General features: G+C 69.4%; 17 protein-coding genes and 1 tRNA gene. 6 read left to right on the top strand and 12 right to left on the bottom strand.

The window, feature by feature from the left end; translation table 11 throughout:
• Positions 1 to 72: 72 nt before the first annotated feature.
• Complete coding sequence (locus OO70_RS23950; protein WP_043675165.1) at positions 73 to 861, bottom strand: helix-turn-helix domain-containing protein; 789 nt, start codon at positions 859 to 861, stop codon at positions 73 to 75.
• Positions 862 to 967: 106 nt separating this feature from the next.
• Positions 968 to 1,042: transfer RNA gene (locus tag OO70_RS23945), tRNA-Leu, on the bottom strand.
• Between the two features lie 101 nt (positions 1,043 to 1,143).
• On the opposite strand from OO70_RS23945, the gene OO70_RS23940 reads away from it, so the two are divergent.
• Positions 1,144 to 1,800, top strand: coding sequence for an ANTAR domain-containing response regulator (locus OO70_RS23940; protein WP_043675163.1), 657 nt, complete (start codon positions 1,144 to 1,146; stop codon positions 1,798 to 1,800).
• 98 nt (positions 1,801 to 1,898) lie between these two features.
• Here OO70_RS23940 and OO70_RS23935 read toward each other — a convergent pair whose 3' ends face one another.
• The 8 genes from OO70_RS23935 to OO70_RS23900 all read right to left on the bottom strand — a co-directional run bounded on the left by OO70_RS23935 (position 1,899) and on the right by OO70_RS23900 (position 11,402).
• Positions 1,899 to 2,615 (bottom strand): ABC transporter ATP-binding protein, encoded by a 717-nt coding sequence (locus OO70_RS23935; RefSeq protein ID WP_043675160.1) that lies wholly within the window; start codon positions 2,613 to 2,615, stop codon positions 1,899 to 1,901.
• Positions 2,612 to 3,457, bottom strand: coding sequence for an ABC transporter ATP-binding protein (locus tag OO70_RS23930; protein ID WP_043675157.1), 846 nt, complete (start codon positions 3,455 to 3,457; stop codon positions 2,612 to 2,614). The genes OO70_RS23935 and OO70_RS23930 overlap by 4 nt, the downstream gene beginning before the upstream one ends.
• A gap of 6 nt (positions 3,458 to 3,463) precedes the next feature.
• The gene (locus tag OO70_RS23925) at positions 3,464 to 5,278 is read right to left on the bottom strand and encodes a branched-chain amino acid ABC transporter permease (RefSeq protein ID WP_043675154.1); all 1,815 of its coding nucleotides are present in this window, start codon (positions 5,276 to 5,278) and stop codon (positions 3,464 to 3,466) included.
• A gap of 4 nt (positions 5,279 to 5,282) precedes the next feature.
• Positions 5,283 to 6,212 carry a branched-chain amino acid ABC transporter permease gene (locus OO70_RS23920; RefSeq protein ID WP_043675152.1) on the bottom strand — a complete coding sequence of 310 codons (930 nt, stop codon included), beginning with the start codon at positions 6,210 to 6,212 and terminating at the stop codon, positions 5,283 to 5,285.
• A 136-nt stretch (positions 6,213 to 6,348) separates the two neighbouring features.
• Positions 6,349 to 7,566, bottom strand: coding sequence for a branched-chain amino acid ABC transporter substrate-binding protein (locus tag OO70_RS23915; RefSeq protein ID WP_043675149.1), 1,218 nt, complete (start codon positions 7,564 to 7,566; stop codon positions 6,349 to 6,351).
• A 225-nt stretch (positions 7,567 to 7,791) separates the two neighbouring features.
• Positions 7,792 to 8,454 (bottom strand): hypothetical protein, encoded by a 663-nt coding sequence (locus OO70_RS23910; protein ID WP_043675146.1) that lies wholly within the window; start codon positions 8,452 to 8,454, stop codon positions 7,792 to 7,794.
• 118 nt (positions 8,455 to 8,572) lie between these two features.
• Positions 8,573 to 9,061: a PaaI family thioesterase gene (locus tag OO70_RS23905; protein ID WP_043675143.1), complete on the bottom strand. Its 489-nt coding sequence runs from the start codon at positions 9,059 to 9,061 to the stop codon at positions 8,573 to 8,575.
• A 61-nt stretch (positions 9,062 to 9,122) separates the two neighbouring features.
• Positions 9,123 to 11,402: an FdhF/YdeP family oxidoreductase gene (locus OO70_RS23900; protein ID WP_043675140.1), complete on the bottom strand. Its 2,280-nt coding sequence runs from the start codon at positions 11,400 to 11,402 to the stop codon at positions 9,123 to 9,125.
• Positions 11,403 to 11,712: 310 nt separating this feature from the next.
• Between OO70_RS23900 and polA the strand changes: the two genes are divergently transcribed.
• Together polA and OO70_RS23890 are read left to right on the top strand one after the other, a co-directional pair.
• On the top strand, positions 11,713 to 14,439 hold the full coding sequence (gene polA / locus OO70_RS23895) for a DNA polymerase I (RefSeq protein WP_043675137.1): 2,727 nt from the start codon (positions 11,713 to 11,715) through the stop codon (positions 14,437 to 14,439).
• A gap of 643 nt (positions 14,440 to 15,082) precedes the next feature.
• On the top strand, positions 15,083 to 15,490 hold the full coding sequence (locus tag OO70_RS23890) for a hypothetical protein (protein ID WP_051741542.1): 408 nt from the start codon (positions 15,083 to 15,085) through the stop codon (positions 15,488 to 15,490).
• Here the strand turns inward: OO70_RS23890 and OO70_RS23885 are convergent.
• The gene (locus OO70_RS23885; protein ID WP_043675134.1) at positions 15,453 to 16,307 is read right to left on the bottom strand and encodes a DUF4184 family protein; all 855 of its coding nucleotides are present in this window, start codon (positions 16,305 to 16,307) and stop codon (positions 15,453 to 15,455) included. The genes OO70_RS23890 and OO70_RS23885 overlap by 38 nt on opposite strands.
• Before the next feature lie 262 nt (positions 16,308 to 16,569).
• Here OO70_RS23885 and OO70_RS23880 point away from each other — a divergent pair, with 262 nt between their 5' ends.
• From OO70_RS23880 to OO70_RS23875, 3 genes are all read left to right on the top strand, one after another.
• On the top strand, positions 16,570 to 18,279 hold the full coding sequence (locus OO70_RS23880) for a lytic transglycosylase domain-containing protein (protein ID WP_043675131.1): 1,710 nt from the start codon (positions 16,570 to 16,572) through the stop codon (positions 18,277 to 18,279).
• Positions 18,280 to 18,470: 191 nt separating this feature from the next.
• Positions 18,471 to 18,605, top strand: coding sequence for an SPW_0924 family protein (locus OO70_RS53880; RefSeq protein WP_106971750.1), 135 nt, complete (start codon positions 18,471 to 18,473; stop codon positions 18,603 to 18,605).
• Between the two features lie 65 nt (positions 18,606 to 18,670).
• The gene (locus OO70_RS23875; protein ID WP_043675128.1) at positions 18,671 to 19,663 is read left to right on the top strand and encodes a DUF3068 domain-containing protein; all 993 of its coding nucleotides are present in this window, start codon (positions 18,671 to 18,673) and stop codon (positions 19,661 to 19,663) included.
• Here OO70_RS23875 and hrpB read toward each other — a convergent pair.
• Positions 19,653 to 22,163: an ATP-dependent helicase HrpB gene (hrpB, locus tag OO70_RS23870; protein ID WP_043675125.1), complete on the bottom strand. Its 2,511-nt coding sequence runs from the start codon at positions 22,161 to 22,163 to the stop codon at positions 19,653 to 19,655. The genes OO70_RS23875 and hrpB overlap by 11 nt on opposite strands.
• Between the last annotated feature and the right edge of the window lie 7 nt (positions 22,164 to 22,170).

Raw genomic sequence — 22,170 nt, 5'->3', positions numbered from 1 at the left:
AACGGTCGTGCGGGGAATTGGGGCAGGTCACAAAGGGGGGCGGGGTGGGTTGTGACGCGTCATGTTGCGGGGTCAGTGTTTGGGGCCTACGTGGGTGTCCATGAGGGCGACTGAGGCTTTGCGGGCGACGGAGATGTTGAACGGGTCGCTGCCGCGGGCCAGCGTGGTCCATCCGACGCCGACCTTGTCGAGGGTGTCGGTGAAGAGCTTCCGGATGTCGTCGGACTTGTTGGTGAAGAAGTAGCGCGGGTACTCGTAGCGCTTGCGCTCACCGGCGACCATGCGAGTCGTCCAGTTGGTGATGCGGCAGCCGTCGGAGTGGATGAGACCCCGGATGAACTCCCAGGGGTGGGCATCGACGATGTCCTGCTGCCAGGGTTCGAGGGCTATGCGGCGGTCGTGTTTCTTGCCGGGGCCGTGTTGGGGGAAAAGGCAGTGCAGGTGCTTCGAGTAGACCTTCACGTTGCGGCAGCCGACCTTGCGGACGCGGCAGACGGAGTTGTCGGGGAAGACGGCGCGCATGGCTTCTTCGCAGCTGTCCATCAGTCCGGGCCATGACTCGTCGCACGTGATCATGAGGCTGGGTACGCGGTGCGCCGAGTACTGACTGATGTGGCCGTCGCCGAGGTAGAGGCCGAGTAGGTAGCTGTACGCCGCAAGGTCCAGGTCTCGGCCGTCGCAGCGCGGGCACTTCGGGTCGTGCTTCCCCGGGCACTCGCCGCGTTTCGCGCGGTCCAGGTGCTTCCAGTAGCCGATGGTGCCGAGTGGGACGTTGAGCCGGCGCGCCACTTCCGCGTTCTTCGCGCCGTCGCGCAATAGTGTCAGCGCCTGCTGTCGCACCTGTGTGCCATGAAAGAACATGTGCACACTCTGTGAGAGTGATCGCGATGGCGCGCAGCAAAAAGCGGATGTTCACTAGAACGAGAACATCCGCTTCCTGATGCCAACCTTCGATTCGAAGGAAAAGTGCCCCAGGTGGGATTCGAACCCACACTGTCCGCTGTTTGAGAGCGGCCTCTCTAACCGGTTGGAGTACTGGGGCCTTTGAAAGGAAGGAGTTGCCCAACCCCTCGGGCCACCACCTTACCGCAGCTAGGTAGGCTCTTGTCAGCACTACCCCCGTGCCCTGAACGAGGAGCCCCCGTGACCGCCCCCGAGTCGCCCCAGCCCGTAGACGCGCCCGACGACGACAAGTCGCACGTGCCTCCGCTGACGACCCGTGTCGTCATCGCCGAGGACGAGGCCCTGATCCGGCTCGATCTCAAAGAGATGCTCGAAGAAGAGGGGTACACCGTCGTCGGTGAGGCCGGTGACGGTGAGCAGGCCGTCGAGCTGGCCCGTGAGCACAAGCCCGACCTCGTGATCCTCGACGTGAAGATGCCCAAGCTGGACGGTATCTCCGCCGCCGAGAAGATCGCCGAAGAGGGCATCGCGCCCGTACTGATGCTGACCGCCTTCTCGCAGCGCGACCTCGTCGAGCGGGCCAGGGACGCCGGTGCGATGGCGTACCTCGTGAAGCCGTTCAGCAAGAGTGACGTCGTACCGGCGATCGAGATGGCCGTCTCGCGCTTCACCGAGTTGAAGCAGCTCGAGCAGGAGGTCGCCGACCTCACGCTGCGGCTGGAGACCCGCAAGCTGGTCGACCGTGCGAAGTCGATCCTCCAGACCGAGTACGGGCTGAGCGAGCCGGCCGCGTTCCGGTGGATCCAGAAGACGTCGATGGACCGTCGGATGTCCATGCAGCAGGTCGCCGAGGCGGTCATCCAGGACGCGGACGAGAAGAAGTCCGCGAAGGGCTGACACCGACCCACGGCAGCACGTACGACTACGACGAGGCCCGCGCCCCCGAAGCTGGGGGCGCGGGCCTCGTCGTAGAAACGCAACCGGAAGACGAAGACTCAGTCCTCGCCGAGGTACGCCTTCCGTACCGACTCGTCGTGGAGCAGGTCCTGGCCCGTGCCGGAGAGGACGATGTTGCCGACCTCCATGACGTGGCCCTGGTCGGCGAGGGAGAGCGCTGCTTGGGCGTTCTGTTCGACCAGCAGGATCGTTGTGCCTGATGCCTTCAGTTCGACGATCGTCGCGAGGATCTTCTGCATCATGATCGGCGAGAGGCCCATGGAGGGCTCGTCGAGCATCAGCAGTTTCGGCTGGGACATGAGCGCGCGGCCCATTGCCAGCATCTGCTGCTCACCGCCGGACAGGGTGCCTGCCGCCTGCTTCTGGCGCTCTCCCAGGATCGGGAAGAGGTCGTAGGCGCGCTGGATGTCCTTTTCGATGCCTTCTTTGTCCTTGCGGAGGAAGGCGCCGAGTTGGAGGTTCTCCGCGATGGTGAGGCGGGGGAAGATGTGTCGGCCTTCGGGGGAGTGGGCCAGCCCGAGGGAGACGATCTTGTGTGCGGGGACGTTCTTCAGCGGCTTGCCGTCGAAGGTGATCTTGCCGCCGGCGGGCTGCAGCAGGCCTGAGAGGGTGCGCAGGGTGGTCGTCTTGCCGGCGCCGTTGGTGCCGATGAGGGTGACGATCTGGCCGGCTTCGACGCTGAAGGAGATGCCCTTGACGGCTTCGATCTTGCCGTAGGCGACCCTGAGGTCCTCGACCTCTAGCAGTGCGGTCACTGGGCTTCTCCCTTGGTGCTGGTGGTGCCGGTCGTGCTCTCCGCTTCCGTTTCCGCCGTGGTGTCGTCGGTGCCGCCGTCGAAGGGTTCGCCGAGGTAGGCGGCTACGACGCGTTCGTCGGCCTGGACGACGTCGGAGGTGCCTTCGACGAGTTTTTCGCCCTGGACGAGGACGGCGACGCGGTCGCAGAGGTTGAAGATGAAGCGCATGTCGTGCTCGATGACGAGGACGGCGATGCCCTTGTCGCGGATGGCGAAGACCAACTCCTCGGTCGCCCGCGTCTCTTGGGGGTTCATGCCTGCGGTCGGCTCGTCCAGCAGGAGCAGACCCGGTTCGCTCGCCAGTGCCCGCGCGATCTCCAGCTTGCGCTGTTCGCCGTAGGGGAGGTTCCTGGCGAGGTGGTCGCGCTTGTGGGCGAGGCCGATGAAGTCCAGGAGTTCCATGGCGCGTTCTTCGCTCGCCTTTTCGGCCTTCTTGAAGCCGGGGCCGCGGAGGAGGGCCGACCAGAGGCCTTCCTTGGTGCGGGTGTGGCGGCCTACGAGGACGTTTTCCAGGACCGTCATGTTGGCGAACAGGCGGATGTTCTGGAAGGTGCGGGCGATGCCTGCCTTGGTGACCAGGTGGGGCTTCGGGGGAAGCACCGTGCCCTGGTAGGAGACCGTGCCCTCGGTCGGGACGTAGAGGCCCGTGAGGCAGTTGAAGAAGGTGGTCTTGCCGGCGCCGTTGGGGCCGATGAGGCCTACGATCTCGCCGGCGTTGACGGTGAAGTCGACGGAGCGGACGGCGGTGAGGCCGCCGAAGCGCATGGTGACGTCACGGGCTTCGAGTACAGGTGTCGTCATGGCTCTCTACGCCCCTGCCTTGGTGATGGCCGGATCGTCGGTCAGGGTCGTGGTGTCCGGTACGTCGAGTTGGCCGGTCTCGTGGAATTCGAGCTGGCGCCGGCGGTTGGGGATGATTCCTTCGGGGCGGAAGCGCATCAGGAGGATGAGCGCGATGCCGAAGGCGAGGAGCGACTTGTCCTGGAGGGCGACGAGCTTCTCCGGGAGCAGGTAGAGCAGGGCGGCGCCGAGGAAGGGTCCGGAGACGGTGCCCATGCCGCCGAGGACGACGGCGGCCAGGAGGAACGCGGAGTTGGGCGGGGCCGCTCCGGCGAACTGGTACGGGTTGGGCACCACGCTGTAGGTGACGTGGGCGCTGACGGTGCCGGCGAGGCCGGCGAGGGTGGCGCCGAGGGCGAACGCGATGAGCTTGACGCGGAAGCCGTTGATGCCCATGGCGGTGGCGGCGGTCTCGTCCTCGCGGATGGCGATCCAGGAGCGGCCGATGCGGGAGTCGGAGGCGCGGCGGTAGATCGTGACGACGAGCGCACTGATCAGGACCATGAGCAGGTAGTAGTTGGCGAACCGGCCGATGGTGAATCCGGCGATGTCGTGGTTCTCCCCGAAGTTGAAGCCGAAGAACGACAGGTCGGGGATGGACGGGATGCCGTTGGGGCCGTTGGTGATGTCGGGGCCGGAGACGCCGTCCATGTTGTTGACGGAGATGCGGAAGATCTCTCCGAAGCCGAGGGTCACGATGGCGAGGTAGTCGCCGCGCAGGCGCAGCGTGGGGGCGCCGATGAGGACGCCGAAGATCAGGCTGGCGGCGGCGCCGGTGAGGGCGGCGGCCCAGAAGGGGAACTGGACGCCGGAGAACTTGGAGAACTCGGAGCCGGAGACCAGGGCGGCGGTGTAGGCGCCGACGCCGAGGAAGGCGACGTAGCCGAGGTCGAGGAGTCCGGCGAGGCCGACGACGATGTTGAGGCCGAGGGCGACGGTCCCGAAGATCAGGATGTTGACGCCGAGGTTGGCGTAGTGGTCGTTGGTCTGGGTGAAGGGGAAGCCGATCGCGGCGACGAAGCCCATGGCGAGGGCGAAGCTGCGGTTCTGGGCCGTGAGGCGGCTGAAGCGGTCGAAGAGGCCGGCGGTCTGCAGGGCCCAGGCGGTGAAGACGACAACGATGAGGAAGCCGACGAAGAGTTGGTCCTCGGCGTCGATGCCGTAGGCGAAGACGGTGAGGGCGAGGGCGGCGACGATGGTGATGACCAGTCGCTGGATCCAGGGTGCGGTGGCCTGGGCGGCCGGGACGCGCTCGGCCTTGGCGATGTACGCCTTGAGTGCTTCCTTGGTGGTGTCGGTGGCGTCCTGCGGGAGGGCGAGGGCGCCGATGACGGGGAGCAGGGAGGCGACGGCGGCGATGTAGGTGCCGGGTTCCCAGTTGACGATGCCGCCGAGTTTCGCGGCGATCGCGATGACCGTGTACCAGGTGACGGCGAAGCCGCCGACGGCGGTGAGGACGAGGGGCGCGTTGTTGCGGGCGGGCACGAGCCAGCCGAGTCCTCGGACCTCGTAGGTGGCGAGGGCGAACAGCGTGGTGATGAGGCCGGCGACGAGGGTGAGGACCTGGAGGCCGCCGGGGTAGCCGTTGACGGTGAGGTCGCCGGGGAAGTCGGAGGTCCAGGTCCAGCGCAGGAACGTGGAGGCCGCGGTGGCGATGCCGCCGACCAGGAGGAGGGCGCGGGCGGCTGCGAGGGGCAGCGGGATGATGCCGCGTCGTGTTCCGGGTGCGGGGGTGGCGTCGTCGGCGGGCGGGGTGGCCGGGGTTTTGGTCGTCTCGGTCATGTGATCACGCCCTGTCCGCGACGCGTTCGCCGAGCAGGCCTTGTGGCCTGAACAGCAGTACGAGGATGAGGAGACAGAATGCCCAGACGTTGGCCCAGCTGGAGCCGCCGAGCTGTTCCATGCCGGGGATCTTGCTGATGTAGGCGGAGGCGAGGGTCTCGGCGACGCCGAGGACGACTCCGCCGAGCATGGCGCCGTAGATGTTGCCGATGCCGCCCATGACGGCCGCGGTGAAGGCCTTGAGGCCCATCAGGAAGCCCATGCGGTAGTCGATGTTGCCGTACTTCAGGCCGTAGGACACAGCTGCTACGGCGGCGAAGAAGCCGCCGATGGCGAACGCTATGACGATGATGCGGTTGGTGTCGATGCCCATGAGCTGGGCGGTGTCCGGGTCCTGGGCGGTGGCCTGCATGGCGCGGCCGGTGCGGCTCTTGCGGACGAACCAGGCGAGGCCGGACATGCAGATGATGGCGGCGATGACCAGGAAGATGTCGGCGTCGGAGATGGTGACGGAGCCGATGTCGTGGTTGCCGTCGAGGCTGGGGAAGGAGCGGGCCTTGTCGGCGCCCGGGTAGAAGTTCCGGACGAGTTCCTGGAGTGACAGGGAGAGGCCGATGGCGGTGATGAGGGGGGCCAGCCGTGGTGCTTGCCGCAGAGGGCGGTAGGCGAATCGTTCGGCCCCTACCGCGACGACGACGGAGACGATTCCGCCGCCGATCAGCATCAGTGGTACCGCGACCACCATCGAGGTGCCGTCGGGCAGGATGTAGGCGTAGACCGTGAGGGCGCCGAAGGCCCCGGTCATGAAGATCTCGCCGTGCGCGAAGTTGATGAGCTGGACGATGCCGTACACCATCGTGTAGCCGATGGCGATCAGCCCGTACATCGAGCCTAGGAGCAGCCCGTTGGCCAGCTGCTGCGGCAGGGTGTTCACCGCGTGGCCTCCATTGTCGCTGGTGGTCGTGTGCACAGATCGCGTGCCTGGGGGTGGGGGGGTGTGACAACGGGCCGCGCGGTCGGGATCCTCCTTCCGCGCGGCCCGTGGTGCGGTGGTGCTGGAGCTGTTGAGGTCAGCTGCCGTTGAACGTGCCGGTCTTCACGGCCTTCCAGGCGCCGTTGGCGACCTGGTAGACGGTGAGCTGCTTGTTCGTGGTGTCGCCGTACTCGTCGAAGGCGACCTTGCCGGAGATGCCTTCGAAGTCCGACTTCTGTACGGCGTCGACGACCTTGGAGCGGAGGTCGTTGCTGGCGGGCAGCTTGTCGCCGTTGGCGTCCTTGACGGCCTTCACTGCCTTGATGATGGCGGTGGCGGCGTCGTAGGCGTAGGCACCGTAGGCGCCGTAGTCACCCTTGTAGCCCTTGGCCTTGTAGGTCGCGATGAACTGCTTGGCGGCGGGCAGGGTGTCGGCGGGGACGCCGACGGAGGTGGCGAGGTCGCCTTCGGCGGCCTTGCCGGCGGTCTGGATGTAGGTGGTGGCGAACATGCCGTCACCGCCGAACAGCGGGATCTTGACGCCGGCGCCCTTGAGCTGCTTGGTGATCTTCTCCGACTCGTCGTACTGGCCACCGTAGTAGAGCAGGTCGGCGCCGGAGTTCTTGATCTTGGTGACGAGCGAGCTGAAGTCGGTGTCGCCGGTGTTGACGTGGTCGGTGCCCGCGATGGAGCCGCCGAGCTTCTTGAAGGCGCTGTTGAAGATCCCGGCCAGGCCGGCGCCGTAGGTCTGCTTGTCGTCGACGACGAAGGCCTTCTTCTTCTTGAGGCCGTTGTACGCGTAGTCGGCGGCGAACGCACCCTGGAGGGCGTCGGTGGTGGCGGTGCGGAAGTACGTCTTGTACGGCCGCGTCTTGCTGGTCGCCCAGTCCTTGCCCTGGGTCAGGGCGGGGTTGGTGTTCGAGGGGGAGATCTCGACCATGTTGGCCGAGGCGAACACCTGCTGCATCGACTGGGCGACGCCGGAGTTCAGCGGGCCGACGGCGCCGACGACGTCCTTCTGGCCGGTGAAGGCGGTCGCGTTGGACTGGCCGGTGGCGGGCTGCGCCTTGTCGTCCAGGGCCTTGATCTTGAACTTGACGCCGGGGACCCAGTTGTTTTTGTTGGCGTCGTCGACGGCGATCTGGACGCCGTACTGGATGCCGAGACCGGTGGTGGAGTTCTCACCGGACAGCGGGGCGTCGACACCGATGGTCAGGGTGGTCGAGCTGCTGTCGCTCTTGCTGCCGCTGTCCCGGGAGCCGCACGCGGTGAGGGTCAGAGCTCCAGTCGTGAGGACGGAGGTCAGTATCACCAAAGAACGCTGTCGCACAATCAGTCCTTTCCGCAGGCACAGTCGCCCCCGTTTGGAGCGGCAAGGTGCTGCGCTGGTACCCAACTCCCGATGGAGCGGTGACTGGCCGTGACTCTAAGCCCGGTCTGTAGGCAGGGGCATCGTCGTGCGCTGGCTTGTGACTTTCTTGTTATGACGTGCAGGTTGGTGGGCTTCGTGGAGGGTGGGTCTCGGCCGGTTTGGCGGAATTCAGCTTAGGTCCACATTTTGAGAACCTGCACTTCCGCTTGGCCGTGGGCCTGGCCTGGCCTTTGTCGTGTCGCAGGCCCTGTGGAGGAGCTGGGAGAGGTCCTTGGAGTAGTTGCTGCCGAAGATGAAACTATGGTGTTGTATTGCGCGCGTGTTACGCAGCGTTACGTCCAGAAAGGCCAGGTCCGCATTCAGGGGCAGTCCCGAACAGTCGGAAACCGATATCTGGACCGTGATGCGGCGGGTCGCGCCGACGCGCACGGTGAAGGAAGGTTCCGGGACGGCCTGGGCGGTGAGTCCGTCGAACGCGGCGCCGATGACCCGCACGGCGACGGGGGGTCCGCCGTCCACGGTGACCGCGAAGCGGAAGTAGCCGGTCGTGGTGGGGGAGTCGGTGGTCTGGGCGAGTCCGACGTAGCGCCATTCGGTGACGTTCGCGGGCCAGGGCACGGGCGGGGCCGGGTCGGCCCGCGGGTGGGGTGGCAGGAGGACCGCTCCGGCGGCCACGACGGCGACCGCGCCCGCCGCGAGTGCGGCCCTGCGGGCTCGTGGCGGCAGGGCGTGCCAGCGGTCCGTCAGGCGGGGCGCGTCGCCGCCGATGACGTCGTAACTCCCGTCCAGCTCCGGGGAGTCGACGGATTCGACGGGCCCGATACCGCTCATGCCGGCAGCCTCATGGGGGAACGGTAGGGGAGCGGACGGGGGTGGCGAAAGACGGGGCGTGACCCGCGTCCTGGATCAGCCGGTGGCGTGCCCGGGATCGGCTCGCGGGAAACCGGGATCAGCTCGTGGCGCTCGCGGGAATCCCGTCGCCGGGCTTCACGTCCCGCAGCATGCAGGTGAGCCGCGCGGTGCACACCCGCCGCCCGTCCTCGTCACTGATCACGATCTCGTACGTCGCCGTCGAGCGGCCCCGGTGCACGGGGGTGGCGACGCCGGTGACCAGGCCGGAGCGGGCGCCGCGGTGGTGGGTGCAGTTCAGGTCGACGCCGACGGCGATCTTCGTGCTGCCGCCGTGCAGCATCGACCCGAGCGAGCCGAGGGTCTCGGCGAGCACGGCGGAGGCGCCGCCGTGCAGCAGGCCGTAGGGCTGGGTGTTGCCCTCGACCGGCATGGTGCCGACGACGCGCTCGGCGGATGCCTCGACGATCTCCACGCCCATCCGGGTGCCGAGGTGCCCCGCGGAGAACAGGGCGACCAGATCGATGCCGAGGGCCGCGTACTCGTCGATGACGTCCTGCGGGAACTTCCCGTGCTGCTGCTCGCCCATGGGGCCGACTCCGTTCGTCCTACGCCTGGCTGGTGCACCTGACTGACGGCTGAGCAAACGCTCAGTCGGTCGCCGATTGTTCCAGACGTACGACGACGGACTTGCTGGCCGGGGTGTTGCTGGTGTCGGCGGTGGCGTCCAGGGGGACCAGGACGTTGGTCTCGGGGTAGTAGGCGGCTGCGCAGCCCCGCGCGGTCGGATAGTGCACGACCCGGAAGCCGGGCGCCCGCCGCTCCACGCCGTCCTTCCACTCGCCGACCAGGTCGACGTACGACCCGTCGGCGATCCCCAGCCGGTCGGCGTCCTCGGGGTGGACCATGACGACCCGGCGGCCGTTCTTGATGCCCCGGTAGCGGTCGTCGAGGCCGTAGATCGTGGTGTTGTACTGGTCGTGCGAGCGCAGTGTCTGCAACAGCAGGCGGCCCTCGGGCAGTTCGGGGTACTCGACGGGCGCGGCGGTGAAGTTGGCCTTGCCGGTGGCGGTCGGGAAGCGGCGCTCGTCGCGCGGGGCGTGCGGGAGGGCGAAGCCGCCGGGGTGGGCCACGCGCGCGTTGAAGTCGGTGAAGCCGGGGATCACGCGCGCGATGCGGTCGCGGATCGTCGCGTAGTCCTTCTCGAACTCCTCCCAGGGCGTGCGGGACTCCTCGCCCAGGACGCGGCGGGCGAGGCGGCACACGATGGCCGGCTCGGACAGCAGGTCCTTGCTCGCGGGCTCCAGGCGGCCGCGTGAGGCGTGCACCATGCCCATGGAGTCCTCGACGGTCACGAACTGCTCGCCGCCGCCCTGGAGATCGCGCTCGGTGCGTCCCAGGGTGGGCAGGATGAGGGCACGCGCGCCCGTGACGGCGTGCGAGCGGTTGAGCTTCGTCGACACGTGCACGGTGAGACTGGCGCGCCGCATGGCCGCCTCGGTGACCTCGGTGTCGGGGGAGGCCGACACGAAGTTGCCGCCCATCGCGAAGAACACCTTCGCGTCGCCGTCGCGCAGGGCGCGGATCGCGGCGACGACGTCGTAGCCGTGCTCCCGCGGCGGGGCGAAGCCGAACTCCTTCTCCAGAGCGTCCAGGAAGGCGGGTGCGGGGCGCTCGAAGATGCCCATCGTGCGGTCGCCCTGCACGTTGCTGTGGCCGCGCACGGGGCACACGCCCGCGCCGGGGCGGCCGATGTTGCCGCGCAGCAGAAGGAAGTTGACGACCTCGCGGATGGTCGGCACCGCGTGCTTGTGCTGGGTGAGGCCCATCGCCCAGCACACGATGGTGCGCTCGGAGGCGAGGACCATCTCCAGGGCCTTCTCGATCTCCGGGCGGGTCAGCCCGGTCGCCAGGAGCGTCTCGTCCCAGTCGGCGTCCCGCGCGGTGGCGGCGAACTCCTCGTAGCCGTGGGTGTGTTCGTCGACGAAGGTCTGGTCCACGGCACCCTCGGTCTCGAGGATGAGCTTGTTCAGGAGGCGGAAGAGGGCCTGGTCGCCGCCGATGCGGATCTGCAGGAACAGGTCGGTGAGGGCGGCGCCCTTGAGCATGCCCTGGGGGGTCTGCGGGTTCTTGAACTTCTCCAGGCCCGCCTCGGGCAGCGGATTGACGCTGATGATCTTCGCGCCGTTGGCCTTGGCCTTCTCCAGGGCGGAGAGCATGCGCGGGTGGTTGGTGCCCGGGTTCTGGCCGGCGACCACGATCAGGTCGGCCTGGTACATGTCCTCCAGGAGCACGCTGCCCTTGCCGATGCCGATCGTCTCGTTCAGTGCCGAACCCGACGACTCGTGGCACATGTTCGAGCAGTCCGGGAGGTTGTTGGTGCCCAGCTCCCGCGCGAACAGCTGGTACAGGAACGCGGCCTCGTTGCTGGTCCGGCCCGAGGTGTAGAAGAGGGCCTCGTCCGGGGAGCCGAGGGCGGCGATCTCCTCCGCGACGATGTCGAAGGCACGCTCCCAGGTGACCGGTTCGTACCGGTCCGCCCCTTCGGGGAGATACATAGGGTGCGTCAGCCGCCCCTGCTGCCCCAGCCAGTACCCGCTGCGCGTCGCGAGATCGCTCACCGGATGCGCGGCGAAGAACTCGGGGGTGACCCGGCGCAGAGTGGCCTCCTCGGCGACCGCCTTCGCGCCGTTCTCACAGAACTCCGCCGCGTGCCGGTGGTCCGGCTCGGGCCAGGCGCAGCCCGGACAGTCGAAGCCGTCCTTCTGATTGACCCGCAGCAGCGTCAGCGCGGTGCGCTTCACACCCATCTGCTGCTGGGCGATGCGCAGCGTGTGCCCGATCGCCGGAAGTCCGGCCGCGGCATGCTTCGGCTCGGAGACCTGCGGCGCGTCCTGGACCGGATCGCCCTTGGGCGGCTTCGTGGCCATCGCGGGCCCTCCTTCGCTGGCACGTGTGCACTACATCTCTGATCCTCGCACGCGCCACCGACAACGCCGAGGTCGGTTCGTGGGCTCAATGGTTTCGGCCCGTGCGCGAGGTGCGAGGCGGGACGGGGTGGGCTTGTGCGGCTCCTCGCTGCGCGGGGAACGGTTGTGCGGGTCGCGCCGAGCCGGCCGCTCCCGCCGTCGCGGTGAAGACTCCGGCCACCGCTTCCGCGGCCGCCGTTCATCCCGGCCGCGCCGTCCGACGCGGCCACCGTGACCCCGACTGTCAGTGGGGCGTGGCAGGATCGGGGTCGTGGCAGAGACAGCATCGAAGAAGACCGACAAGACCTCCGGCGGAGACCGTCCACGGCTGATGCTGATGGACGGGCACTCGCTGGCCTACCGCGCGTTCTTCGCGCTGCCCGCGGAGAACTTCACGACCGCGACGGGCCAGCCGACGAACGCCATCTACGGCTTCGCGTCGATGCTGGCCAACACCCTGCGCGACGAGGCGCCCACGCACTTCGCGGTGGCCTTCGACGTGTCCCGCAAGACCTGGCGCTCCGAGGAGTTCACCGAGTACAAGGCGAACCGCTCCAAGACCCCGGACGAGTTCAAGGGCCAGGTCGAGCTGATCGGCGAGCTCCTCGACACGATGCACGTCTCCCGCTTCGCGGTCGACGGCTTCGAGGCCGACGACGTCATCGCCACGCTCGCCACCCAGGCCGAGGCCGAGGGCTTCGACGTGCTGATCGTCACCGGCGACCGCGACTCCTTCCAGCTCGTGTCCGAGCACACCACCGTGCTCTACCCGACGAAGGGCGTCTCCGAGCTGACCCGGTTCACTCCGGAGAAGGTCGTCGAGAAGTACGGGTTGACGCCCGCCCAGTACCCCGACTTCGCGGCCCTGCGCGGCGATCCGTCCGACAACCTCCCCGGCATCCCCGGCGTCGGCGAGAAGACCGCCGCGAAGTGGATCAACCAGTTCGGTTCGTTCGCCGAGTTGGTCGAGCGCGTCGACGAGGTCAAGGGCAAGGCCGGGCAGAACCTCCGCGACCACCTGGACGCGGTCAAGCTCAACCGCCGCCTGACGGAGATGGTCAAGGACGTCGAACTGCCCAAGACGGTCGTCGACCTGGAGCGCGCTCCCTACGACCGCACGGCCCTCGCGATGGTTCTCGACACCCTGGAGATCCGCAACCCCTCGCTCCGCGAGCGACTGCTGGCCGTCGACCCGGGCAACGAGGAGGCCGACGCGGCACCGCCCGCCGAGAGCGGAGTGGCGGTCGACGGCTCGGTCCTCGGCACCGGCGAACTGACCGGCTGGCTGGCCGACTACGGCACCGAGCCCCTCGGCGTCGCCACCGTCGACACCTGGGCGCTCGGCTCCGGTTCGGTGACCGAGGTCGCGCTCGCCACCGCCGGGGGAGCGGCCGCCTGGTTCGACCCCGCCGAGCTGGACGAGAGCGACGAGAACGCGTTCGCGACCTGGCTGGCCGACGCCGACCGCCCCAAGGTGTTCCACAACGCCAAGGGCGCGATGCGAGTCTTCGCCGAGCACGGCTGGACCATCGCCGGCATCTCCATGGACACCGCGCTCGCCGCCTACCTGGTCAAGCCCGGCCGCCGCTCCTTCGACCTGGACGCGCTGTCCCTGGAGTACCTCGGCCGCGAGCTGGCCCCCGCCGCCACGGCCGACGGCCAGCTGGCCTTCGGCGCGGACGACGGCGCCGAGGCGGACGCCCTGATGGTGCAGGCCCGCGCGATCCTCGACCTGGGCGACGCCTTCGGGGAGCGCCTCCAGGAGGTCGGCGCGGCAGACCTGCTCCGCGACATGGAACTGCCCACCTCGATCCTCCTCGCCCGCCTGGAGCGGTACGGCATCGCGGCCGACAAGGCCCATCTCGAGGCCATGGAGCAGATGTTCGCCGGCGCCGTGCAGCAGGCGGTGAAGGAGGCGCACGCGGCGGCCGGGCACGAGTTCAACCTCGGCTCGCCCAAGCAGCTCCAGGAAGTCCTCTTCGGCGAACTCGGCCTGCCCAAGACCAAGAAGACGAAGACCGGCTACACGACCGACGCGGACGCCCTGGCCTGGCTGGCCAACCAGACGGAGAACGAACTGCCGGTCATCATGCTCCGCCACCGCGAACAGGCGAAGCTGCGCGTCACCGTCGAGGGCCTGATCAAGACGATCGCGACGGACGGCCGCATCCACACCACGTTCAACCAGACGGTGGCGGCGACCGGCCGCCTCTCCTCGACGGACCCGAACCTGCAGAACATCCCGGTCCGCACGGACGAGGGCAGGGCGATCCGCCGGGGCTTCGTGGTGGGCGAGGGCTTCGAGTCCCTCATGACCGCGGACTACAGCCAGATCGAACTCCGCGTGATGGCCCATCTCTCCGAGGACGAGGGCCTGTTGGAGGCCTTCACCTCGGGCGAGGACCTGCACACCACGGTCGCCTCCCAGGTGTTCTCCGTCGAGGGTTCCGCGGTGGACGCGGAGATGCGCCGCAAGATCAAGGCGATGTCGTACGGCCTCGCCTACGGTCTGTCGGCGTTCGGCCTCTCCCAGCAGCTGAACATCGACGCGGGCGAGGCACGGGTCCTCATGGACACCTACTTCGAGCGCTTCGGCGGCGTACGGGACTATCTGCGCCGAGCGGTCGACGAGGCACGCGCGACGGGCTACACGGCGACGCTCTTCGGGCGCCGGCGCTACCTCCCCGACCTCAACAGCGACAACCGCCAACGACGCGAGGCCGCCGAGCGGATGGCGCTCAACGCCCCGATCCAGGGCACCGCGGCGGACATCGTCAAGATGGCCATGCTCAAGGTCGACACCGCCCTCCGCGAGGCCGACCTCAAGTCCCGCATGCTCCTCCAGGTCCACGACGAAATCGTCCTGGAGATCGCTCCTGGGGAACGGGCGGCGACGGAAGAACTCGTCCGGCACGAGATGGCCGGCGCGGTACATCTCCGGGCGCCGTTGGACGTCTCGGTGGGCGTGGGGCCGGACTGGGAGTCGGCTGCGCATTAGCCTCCGGCGGTTGGGCGGAGGGGGAGTTGCGTGGGGGTGAGTTGTCAGGTGGGGGGGCGGAGAGTTGCGGCCGGGGTGGTAGCGGGCGTAGGTCTACGGCTGGGGTGGTGAGCGGCGGAGGTTCGTTTCCAACGGGGCCCACCCCCCCCAGCTTTTAGAGCCGGCCCGCACGAAAATTCCGCCGCAACGGCGCAGCACCCACCACAACCCATCCCGGCGGTGCCGAACCCATCCGCACCCTCCCAGGCCGCCCGAAGGGCAACGCACCGCTTCCCTGCCCCAGTCGGCGCACACCCCCACCCGCCCGGGCCGCCCGCGCACCCCCACCGCATCCCAACCCGCTCGGCACACACCCACCCCTGCCCTTCCTGGGCTGCCCGCAGGGCAACGCACCGACCCCGGCACATGAGACCAGCCTCCGCCCTTCCCGAGCCGCCCGCAGGGCACCGCACCAACCCCGTCAGCCGAAACGCCCCCGCCCCTCCCGAGCCGCCCGCAAGGCACCGCCTCCCACGCCGACCGGCACAGACACCTCGGCCACGGAAACTCCCCGCACAACCTCCGGCCAACCCCCGGAGGGCCCGTCACCCGCGTGGCCCCCGCGAAGACGCCCCCCGCCCCCGGCGACCGTAAGGATGCGGGCATGGGTATACGCATGCTCCATCGCCGGTCGGGCCGGGCGCGGACACGGATACAGGTAGCGGACGCCGCTGCCGCCCAGGTCACGCCCCGCCCGCCGGTCCCGGCCCTCGCGGCCGGCGCAAGCACCGCCCGCATCCCCGCCGACCTCGCCATGGCCCTGCATCACACGGCCGCGGACCTCCGGCGCCGCCTCACGTTCCGGGACGACACGGACGTAGACCCCCGAGAACAAGCCAGACACCCCCAGGGGCCGGCCATCACCCCCAGCGGCACCCCCGTCTGGCGCCTGTGGGCGGACCTGGGCCGCAGCTACCTCGACCTGGTCCTCACCCGGCTTCCGAAGTCACGCTCCGCGCACACCATGACGGTGTTCATCGCGACCCCGCCGGACGGCTCCGCTCCGCACTGACCTCGCCGGGGGCGCCGGGGCCCGCCGGACGCCACACGCGGACGCCTACGGCGTACAGCAGGACGCCCAGCACCAGCCCGGCGCCCGCCCCGAAGCACAGGGTCGGGATCAGGTCCCAGAGGCTTGCCGTCGAGCCCCAGTACGCCCACCAGTGGGACGCCCGCTCCACGGCCGCCACCAGCGCACAGCCGGCCAGGACGACCCCGGCCGCCCACCGGTCCCGTACCGACAGCACGGGCACCCCCACCGGCTCGGAGGCCGGAATCCGTCGTAGCGCACGGATCACGAACGCGGTGATCACCAGCGCGCCGAACAGTGAACTGCCGTACTGCAGGGACGAGAACAGCGGCCTGCCGCCCACTTCGCGGTCCAGGACGGGGAACAGGCGTACGCCCCACCGGTCGTGGTGGGTGAACGCGTCCCACACCACGTGGGTCAGCCCGCCGAGCACCGCGGACGCGTACCAGCGGGCGGCCAGTGACGGGGTCGCACGCGCGCGTGGGGTGCCGCAGCGCAGGAGGGTCGCCGTCCGGGGCTGTCGGGCGCGCGGGAGCAGGGCCACCAGGGGTTCGCGCAGCAGCAGCCACAGGCAGACCGTCGTCCAGGTGATGGGGACGTCGACCGTGAAGACGCCCGCGATGGAGTGCGTGACGTTCCCGAACTCCATCGCCCCGGGGACCGCACTCGCCGCGTAGTACGTCATGTCGGGCGCGAAGGAACCCGCCACCAGCACCGCCGGCACCAGCCCGCCGCGCCCCCTTCCGTCGCCGCGCACGGCGGGCAGTACGGCGGCGGCATGACTCAAAGTGAACGGCAACAGGGCTCCCCGTAGGAGACATCGGCATATGGCCAAGCGGTGAATAACGGGCGCGAACGGGTGCCCGTGCAAAGCAAGTTGTCGTAGGGTCGCCTGGGTTGCCGCGCGGGGGAGCGCGTGGCGGAACGGAGTACGGAGCAAGCGTACAGAACATCCGAAAAGCACCACGAGGGCAACCTGTGACGCGGGTCGATCGTCACAACAGGCGCAGAGGCAACAGACAAGGACGGGCGCTCGGGCGTCCCTGGGAGGGGTTCACTCCATGACGGCGCATTTCGGCAGGCGGCTGCGCAAGGGTGCGGCGACGACAGCGGTGGCCGCGGCAGCGGTCGCGGCACTGTCCGCGTCCCAGGCTCCGGCGGTGACCGGCAGCGACAGACCCATCGCCACCGGCCAGGCGACGCCCGACGGGAGCACCGACCACAACAGCGCCACCGGAGACTCGCCGTACTACACGGACCTCCCGCCCCTGAGCAGCCCCGTCCCGAGCCCGAGCGGCAGCCAGTCGCCGTCCATAGGGACCCCGGTCTCGGTGGGCGCGGCCGAGGCCGGCATCCCCGCGACCGTTCTCGACGCCTACAAGAAGGCCGAGGCCGAACTCGCCACCTCCAAGCCCGGCTGCAACCTGCCCTGGCAACTCCTCGCCGCCATCGGCAAGGTCGAGTCGGGCCAGGCCCGCGGCGGCCAGGTCGACGCCGACGGCACCACGACCTCGAAGATCCTGGGCCCCACGCTCGACGGCAACGGCTTCGCGCTCATCAAGGACACCGACAACGGCAAGTACGACGGCAACAGCGCGTACGACCAGGCCGTCGGACCCATGCAGTTCATCCCGTCCACCTGGGCCTGGGCGGGCCGTGACGGCAACGGCGACGGAGTCAAGGACCCGAACAACGTCTACGACGCCGCGCTCGCCGCCGGCCACTACCTGTGCCGCAACGACTGGAACCTGGCGACCGACTCGGGCCTGCGCAGCGCGATCCTCAGCTACAACAACTCGACGGACTACCTGAACACGGTCCTGTCCTGGCTGGAGTTCTACCGCAAGGGCACCCACTCGGTCCCGGACGGCACGGGCACTGTGCCCTCCGGCCGCAGCGACGACAACTCCGGGGCCAATCACACGCCTTCGGCCACGCCGTCGACTCCGACCACCTCGACGCCGAGCACCACCCCCACCACGCCGGCCACTCCGACCCCGACGCCCACCCCCACGCCGACTCCGACGCCGACCCCCACCGACACGGTGGCCAAGCTGGCGGACGCGGGCACGGCGAAGCTGACCGCGACGGCGGGCGCCCAGTTCAGCAAGAAGATCAGCACCACCGCCCAGACCTCGGCCGGCAAGGCCGTCGCCAAGGTCCGGATCCGGTTCACGATCGTCGGGACCACGGACGCCACGTTCACCGGCGGCGAGAAGGTCGCCACGGTCGTCACCAGCGCCTCCGGCGTGGCCGTCGCCCCCGCCCTCCAAGCGGGCGAGACGACCGGTGACTTCACCGTTCGCGCCACCGTCGTCGGCCGTACGATCGCCGGTCTCGACTACACGGCAAGCGTGACGCCCCGCGTCGCCGACACCCTCGTCCGCACCAGCACCACCGCGCTGACCTGCACCCCGGGCGGCGAGTTCGCCGACCAGGTCGAGGTGAAGGCCACGGAGAACGGTGCCGTCGCCGACAAGGTCGCCGCCACCGCGACCCTCATCAAGGCCGCCGACGACACGACCGAGAACGACAAGGGCCCCTACTTCAAGGACGCGGACGGCAAGACCGTACGCACCCTCACCGGTCTGGCGACCGACGCCGACGGCCTCCTGAAGCTGCCGAAGCTGTACGCCGACGACACCACCGGCACCTTCCTGCTCCAGATCACCACCACGGGCGGTGCGACCCTCACGGTCGAACTCACCGTGGCCGCGGCGACCGACACCTCCTCGGCCAGCCCGAGCCCGTCGCCCTCGCCGAGCGCTTAGTCCGGCAGCACGACCGCACGACAAGGGCGCCCCTCCGCTACGGCGGGCGGGCGCCCAAGTCGTGTCCACACCCCCTCCACGCCTCGTGCGTGTGCAACGTGTTCTCATCTCGCCCGTGCGTTGCTACGGTGCCGGACCTGACGACCTATCAGTTCCTGGACCCATCGGTTTCTGTCTGTCGGGAGGCCGGCATGCGTGCCCTGATCGCCGCCGCGACCGGTCTCGTGCTCGCGTTCGCGCTGGTCCTGACCGTCACCGCGATGGGCTCACCGATGGGGAAGACCTCCCCGAAACCGCTGCTGACGACGGTACCCGCGCACCCGTAAACGTTTGCGCAAGCCTTTACGCAAGCCTTTACGCAAGCGTTTAACCGCTAGGGAAGGAGGCCGAGATGCGCCGCAGGGCCAGCCTGATCCTGCTCGCCCTCGCCGTGTTCTTCACGGCGCTGTCCCCGCTGCTGCGCTGGTACGCCTTCCCGCGCCTGGCCAAGATCCCGGCGAACCAGTACCAGGACATGGTCCTGGAGGCGAAGAACGCCACCCTCCTCGACTACGGCACCATGCAGGCCAAGACGGTCCCCAAGGTCACCATCGTGCAGACCCTCAAGGGCAACGTGGAGGCCGCGAAGAAGATCGACAAGACGGCGGGCCGGGACGTCGTCGTCTGGGACGGCCTGTCCTACGTCCAGGGCCCCGACGGCAAGATGGTCTCCTCGATCCCCGAGCGCTACATCTTCGACGCGCACACCCAGGACCCCGTCCACGCCACCGGCGAGATGGTCGACGGCGACCCGGTGAAACGGGACGGCATCGAGTTCAAGTGGCCGTTCCTGACCCAGAAACGGGACTACGAGTACTTCGACGCGCAGACCCGCACCACCAACCCCATCCACTACAAGGGCACCCAGAACTTCCGCGGCGTCAAGGTCTACTACTTCGAGCAGACCATCCCCTGGACCAAGGTCCCCTTCCCGAAGACGATGCCCGTCAAGGGCATCACCCCGGAGTCCGTCGCCAAGACCGGCACCACCCGCTGGTACACCACGGTCCGCAAGTTCTGGGTGGAACCCGTCACCGGAGCACCGGTCTACGGCGAGGAGCTCCACAAGGAGGAGCTGCGCGGCGGCACCCTCCTGGGCGGCCGGGACAAAGTGACGGCGTTCGCGGGCGACGTGAAGATGCGCGAGGACTACATCAAGCACACCGTCGCCCTGGTGAAGTCCAACCGCACCCTCGTCCTGCTGATGGTCTCCTACCTCCCCTGGGGCTTCCTGACCCTCGGCCTCCTCCTGCTGGCGCTCTCCCTCTACCTGGAGGCCCGCAGCAGGCGCCCCGGAGACCCCGCCCCCACCGAGGTCCAGGAACCGGAACCGGTCACCGCCTGAGCCGCGCGTTCGTGAACCGCGTGGCCTCGGCGGTCGCCGGGTCCTCGGGCCACGGATGCTTCGGATACCGCCCCCGCAACTCGGCCCGCACGCCCTTGTAACCGTCCTTCCAGAAGGAAGCGAGATCGGCGGTGACGGCGGCGGGCCGCCCGGCGGGGGAGAGGAGATGTACGAGCACGGGCACCCCGGCGACAGTCGGCGACTCGTGAAGTCCGAACATCTCCTGCAACTTCACGGCGAGCACGGGCTGTTCAGGGTTGGCGTAGTCGATCCGAACCTTGGACCCGCTCGGCACGGCGAACCGCTCCGGAGCCAACTCGTCCAACCGCCCCGCATCCCCCGAGGCCCACGGCAACAGCCGCCGCAGCCCCTGCCCCGCCTCGATCCGCCCCAGATCACCCCGCCGCCGCGCCCGCCCCAACTCCGGCTCCAACCACTCGTCCACACGCGCGTGCAGCGCGTCGTCGGACACATCGGGCCAGGGCTCGCCGACATGCAGATGAAGGAACGCAAGCCGCTGCCGCAGCACTTGGGCATCGGGGGACCACCGCAGCAACCCGAACCCTTCCTGCCGCAGCCCTTCAACAAGCGCATCCCGTACGGCAACGCGGTCGGCGTCACGGAGCGGCCGCACCGCCAACTCGACCGCCCCGAGGCGCTCGACGCGCCGGGCCACCACGTCGCCGTCGGCCCAGTGGACCTCGTCCGCCTCACTGAGCAGCGCTCCGGCCGCGAACCGGGCGACATCCTCGTCGACAACGGCCCCCAGCTGCACGCGCGCGTGCCCTTTGCCGATCGGCCGGTCGGCCACGGCGACAGCGATCCAGGGGGCGCCGCGCAGGGCACTGCCTTCACCGACCTCGGCACGGGTACCGGAGACGAGGAGATAGGAACCGCCGTCGGCTCTGGCGACACGTTCGGGGTAGGCGAGGGCGGCGACGAGTCCGACGAGGGCGTCATCGCTTGTGACGTTCACTTGTAGGGGGCTGTAACGGGTGGGTGGGTGGGAAATCTCCCCTCCCAGGGCCCGCAGCCGCCGAACCTCCGCACGCCACCGCCCGGCATAGGCGTCACCCCCACGCCGGGCAAGCCGCAACGCACCGGCGAGATCATCGCCGTAGTCCCGCGGAGCCTCCTCACTGAGCAGGGCGACAACCTCGGCGCCCGCCACCCCCGTGTCGAGCAATGCCCGCCCCAGCCGGGGATGCAACCCCAGCCGAGCCAACTGCACACCCCGGGACGTGGCCCGCCCGTCGGGGCCGACCGCGCCCACCGCCGCCAGGACACCCCGCGCCGCCGCCATACCCCCGGAGGGCGGCGCATCGAGCAACGCCAGCCCGGACGCCTCAGGGTCACCCCAGCACGCCGTCTGAAGGGCGAACGCCGTCAGGTCGGCCACTTTGATCTCCGGCGACGGAAACCGCGGCAGACGCGCGTCCTCGGCCTCCGCCCAGCACCGGTACACCGCCCCCGGCGCCTCCCGCCCGGCCCGCCCCGCCCGTTGCCGCCCGGCCGCCTGCGAGGCCCGTACCGTCGCCAACGCGCTCAGCCCGCGCGCGTGATCGACCCGCGGCTCCCGCGCCAACCCGGAGTCGACGACCACCTGTACACCGGGAACCGTCAGCGACGACTCCGCCACGGACGTCGCCAGCACCACCCGCCGCCGTACCCCGGGGGACAGCACCGCGTCCTGTACGGCGGCCGGTGCCCGCCCGTGTACCTGGAGCACGTCGATGTCACCCAGGGCGCCCAGCTGCCCGGCGACGCGCGCGATCTCCCCGACCCCGGGCAGGAAACACAGCACGTCCCCGTCCCGCTCGCCCAGCGCCCGCCGTACCGTCGACGCCACGTGCGTGAGCAGCGCCGGGTCCACGCGCATCCCGTGCGGCGGCCGGACCGGACGTGCCGGAGGCGTCCACACGACCTCCACCGGGTACGCGACGCCCTCCGCCTCGACCACCGGCGCCCCGCCCAACAGCCGGGCCCAGCCCTGTGCGTCGGTGGTCGCCGACGCCGCGACCAGCCGCAACTCGGGCCGCAGCGCCTCCCGTACGTCGACCAGGAAGGCCGCCACGGTGTCCGCGTCCAGATGCCGTTCATGGCACTCGTCCAGGATCACGGCGTCGACGCCCGTCAACTCCTGGTCCCGTTGAAGACGTTGGAGCAGCACACCGGTCGTGACGACCTCCACGCGTGCGTGCCGTCCCACGACCCGCTCCCCGCGCACGGTGTACCCGATGCTCTCCCCGACCTTCTCGCCGAGCAGCCACGCCATGCGCCGGGCCGCCGCCCGCGCCGCGATCCGGCGCGGCTCGGCGACGACCACCCGCCGCGCGGGTCCCTCGCCGAGCAGCCCGGCCAGCGCGAGCGGCACCAGCGTCGTCTTGCCGGTGCCGGGCGGCGCGACGAGCACGGCCGCACCGCCCGCCTCCAGGGCGGCGTCAAGACCGGGCAGGGCACTGCGGACGGGCAGCGCGTCGAGGGCGTCGTAGCGGATCACGCACCCA

It is taken from the genome of Streptomyces xylophagus, assembly GCF_000716435.1.
In the GTDB taxonomy this organism is placed as follows: domain Bacteria; phylum Actinomycetota; class Actinomycetes; order Streptomycetales; family Streptomycetaceae; genus Streptomyces; species Streptomyces xylophagus.
The sequence above is the reverse complement of the archived record's forward strand: the minus strand, read 5'-3'. Positions and strand labels throughout refer to the sequence as shown.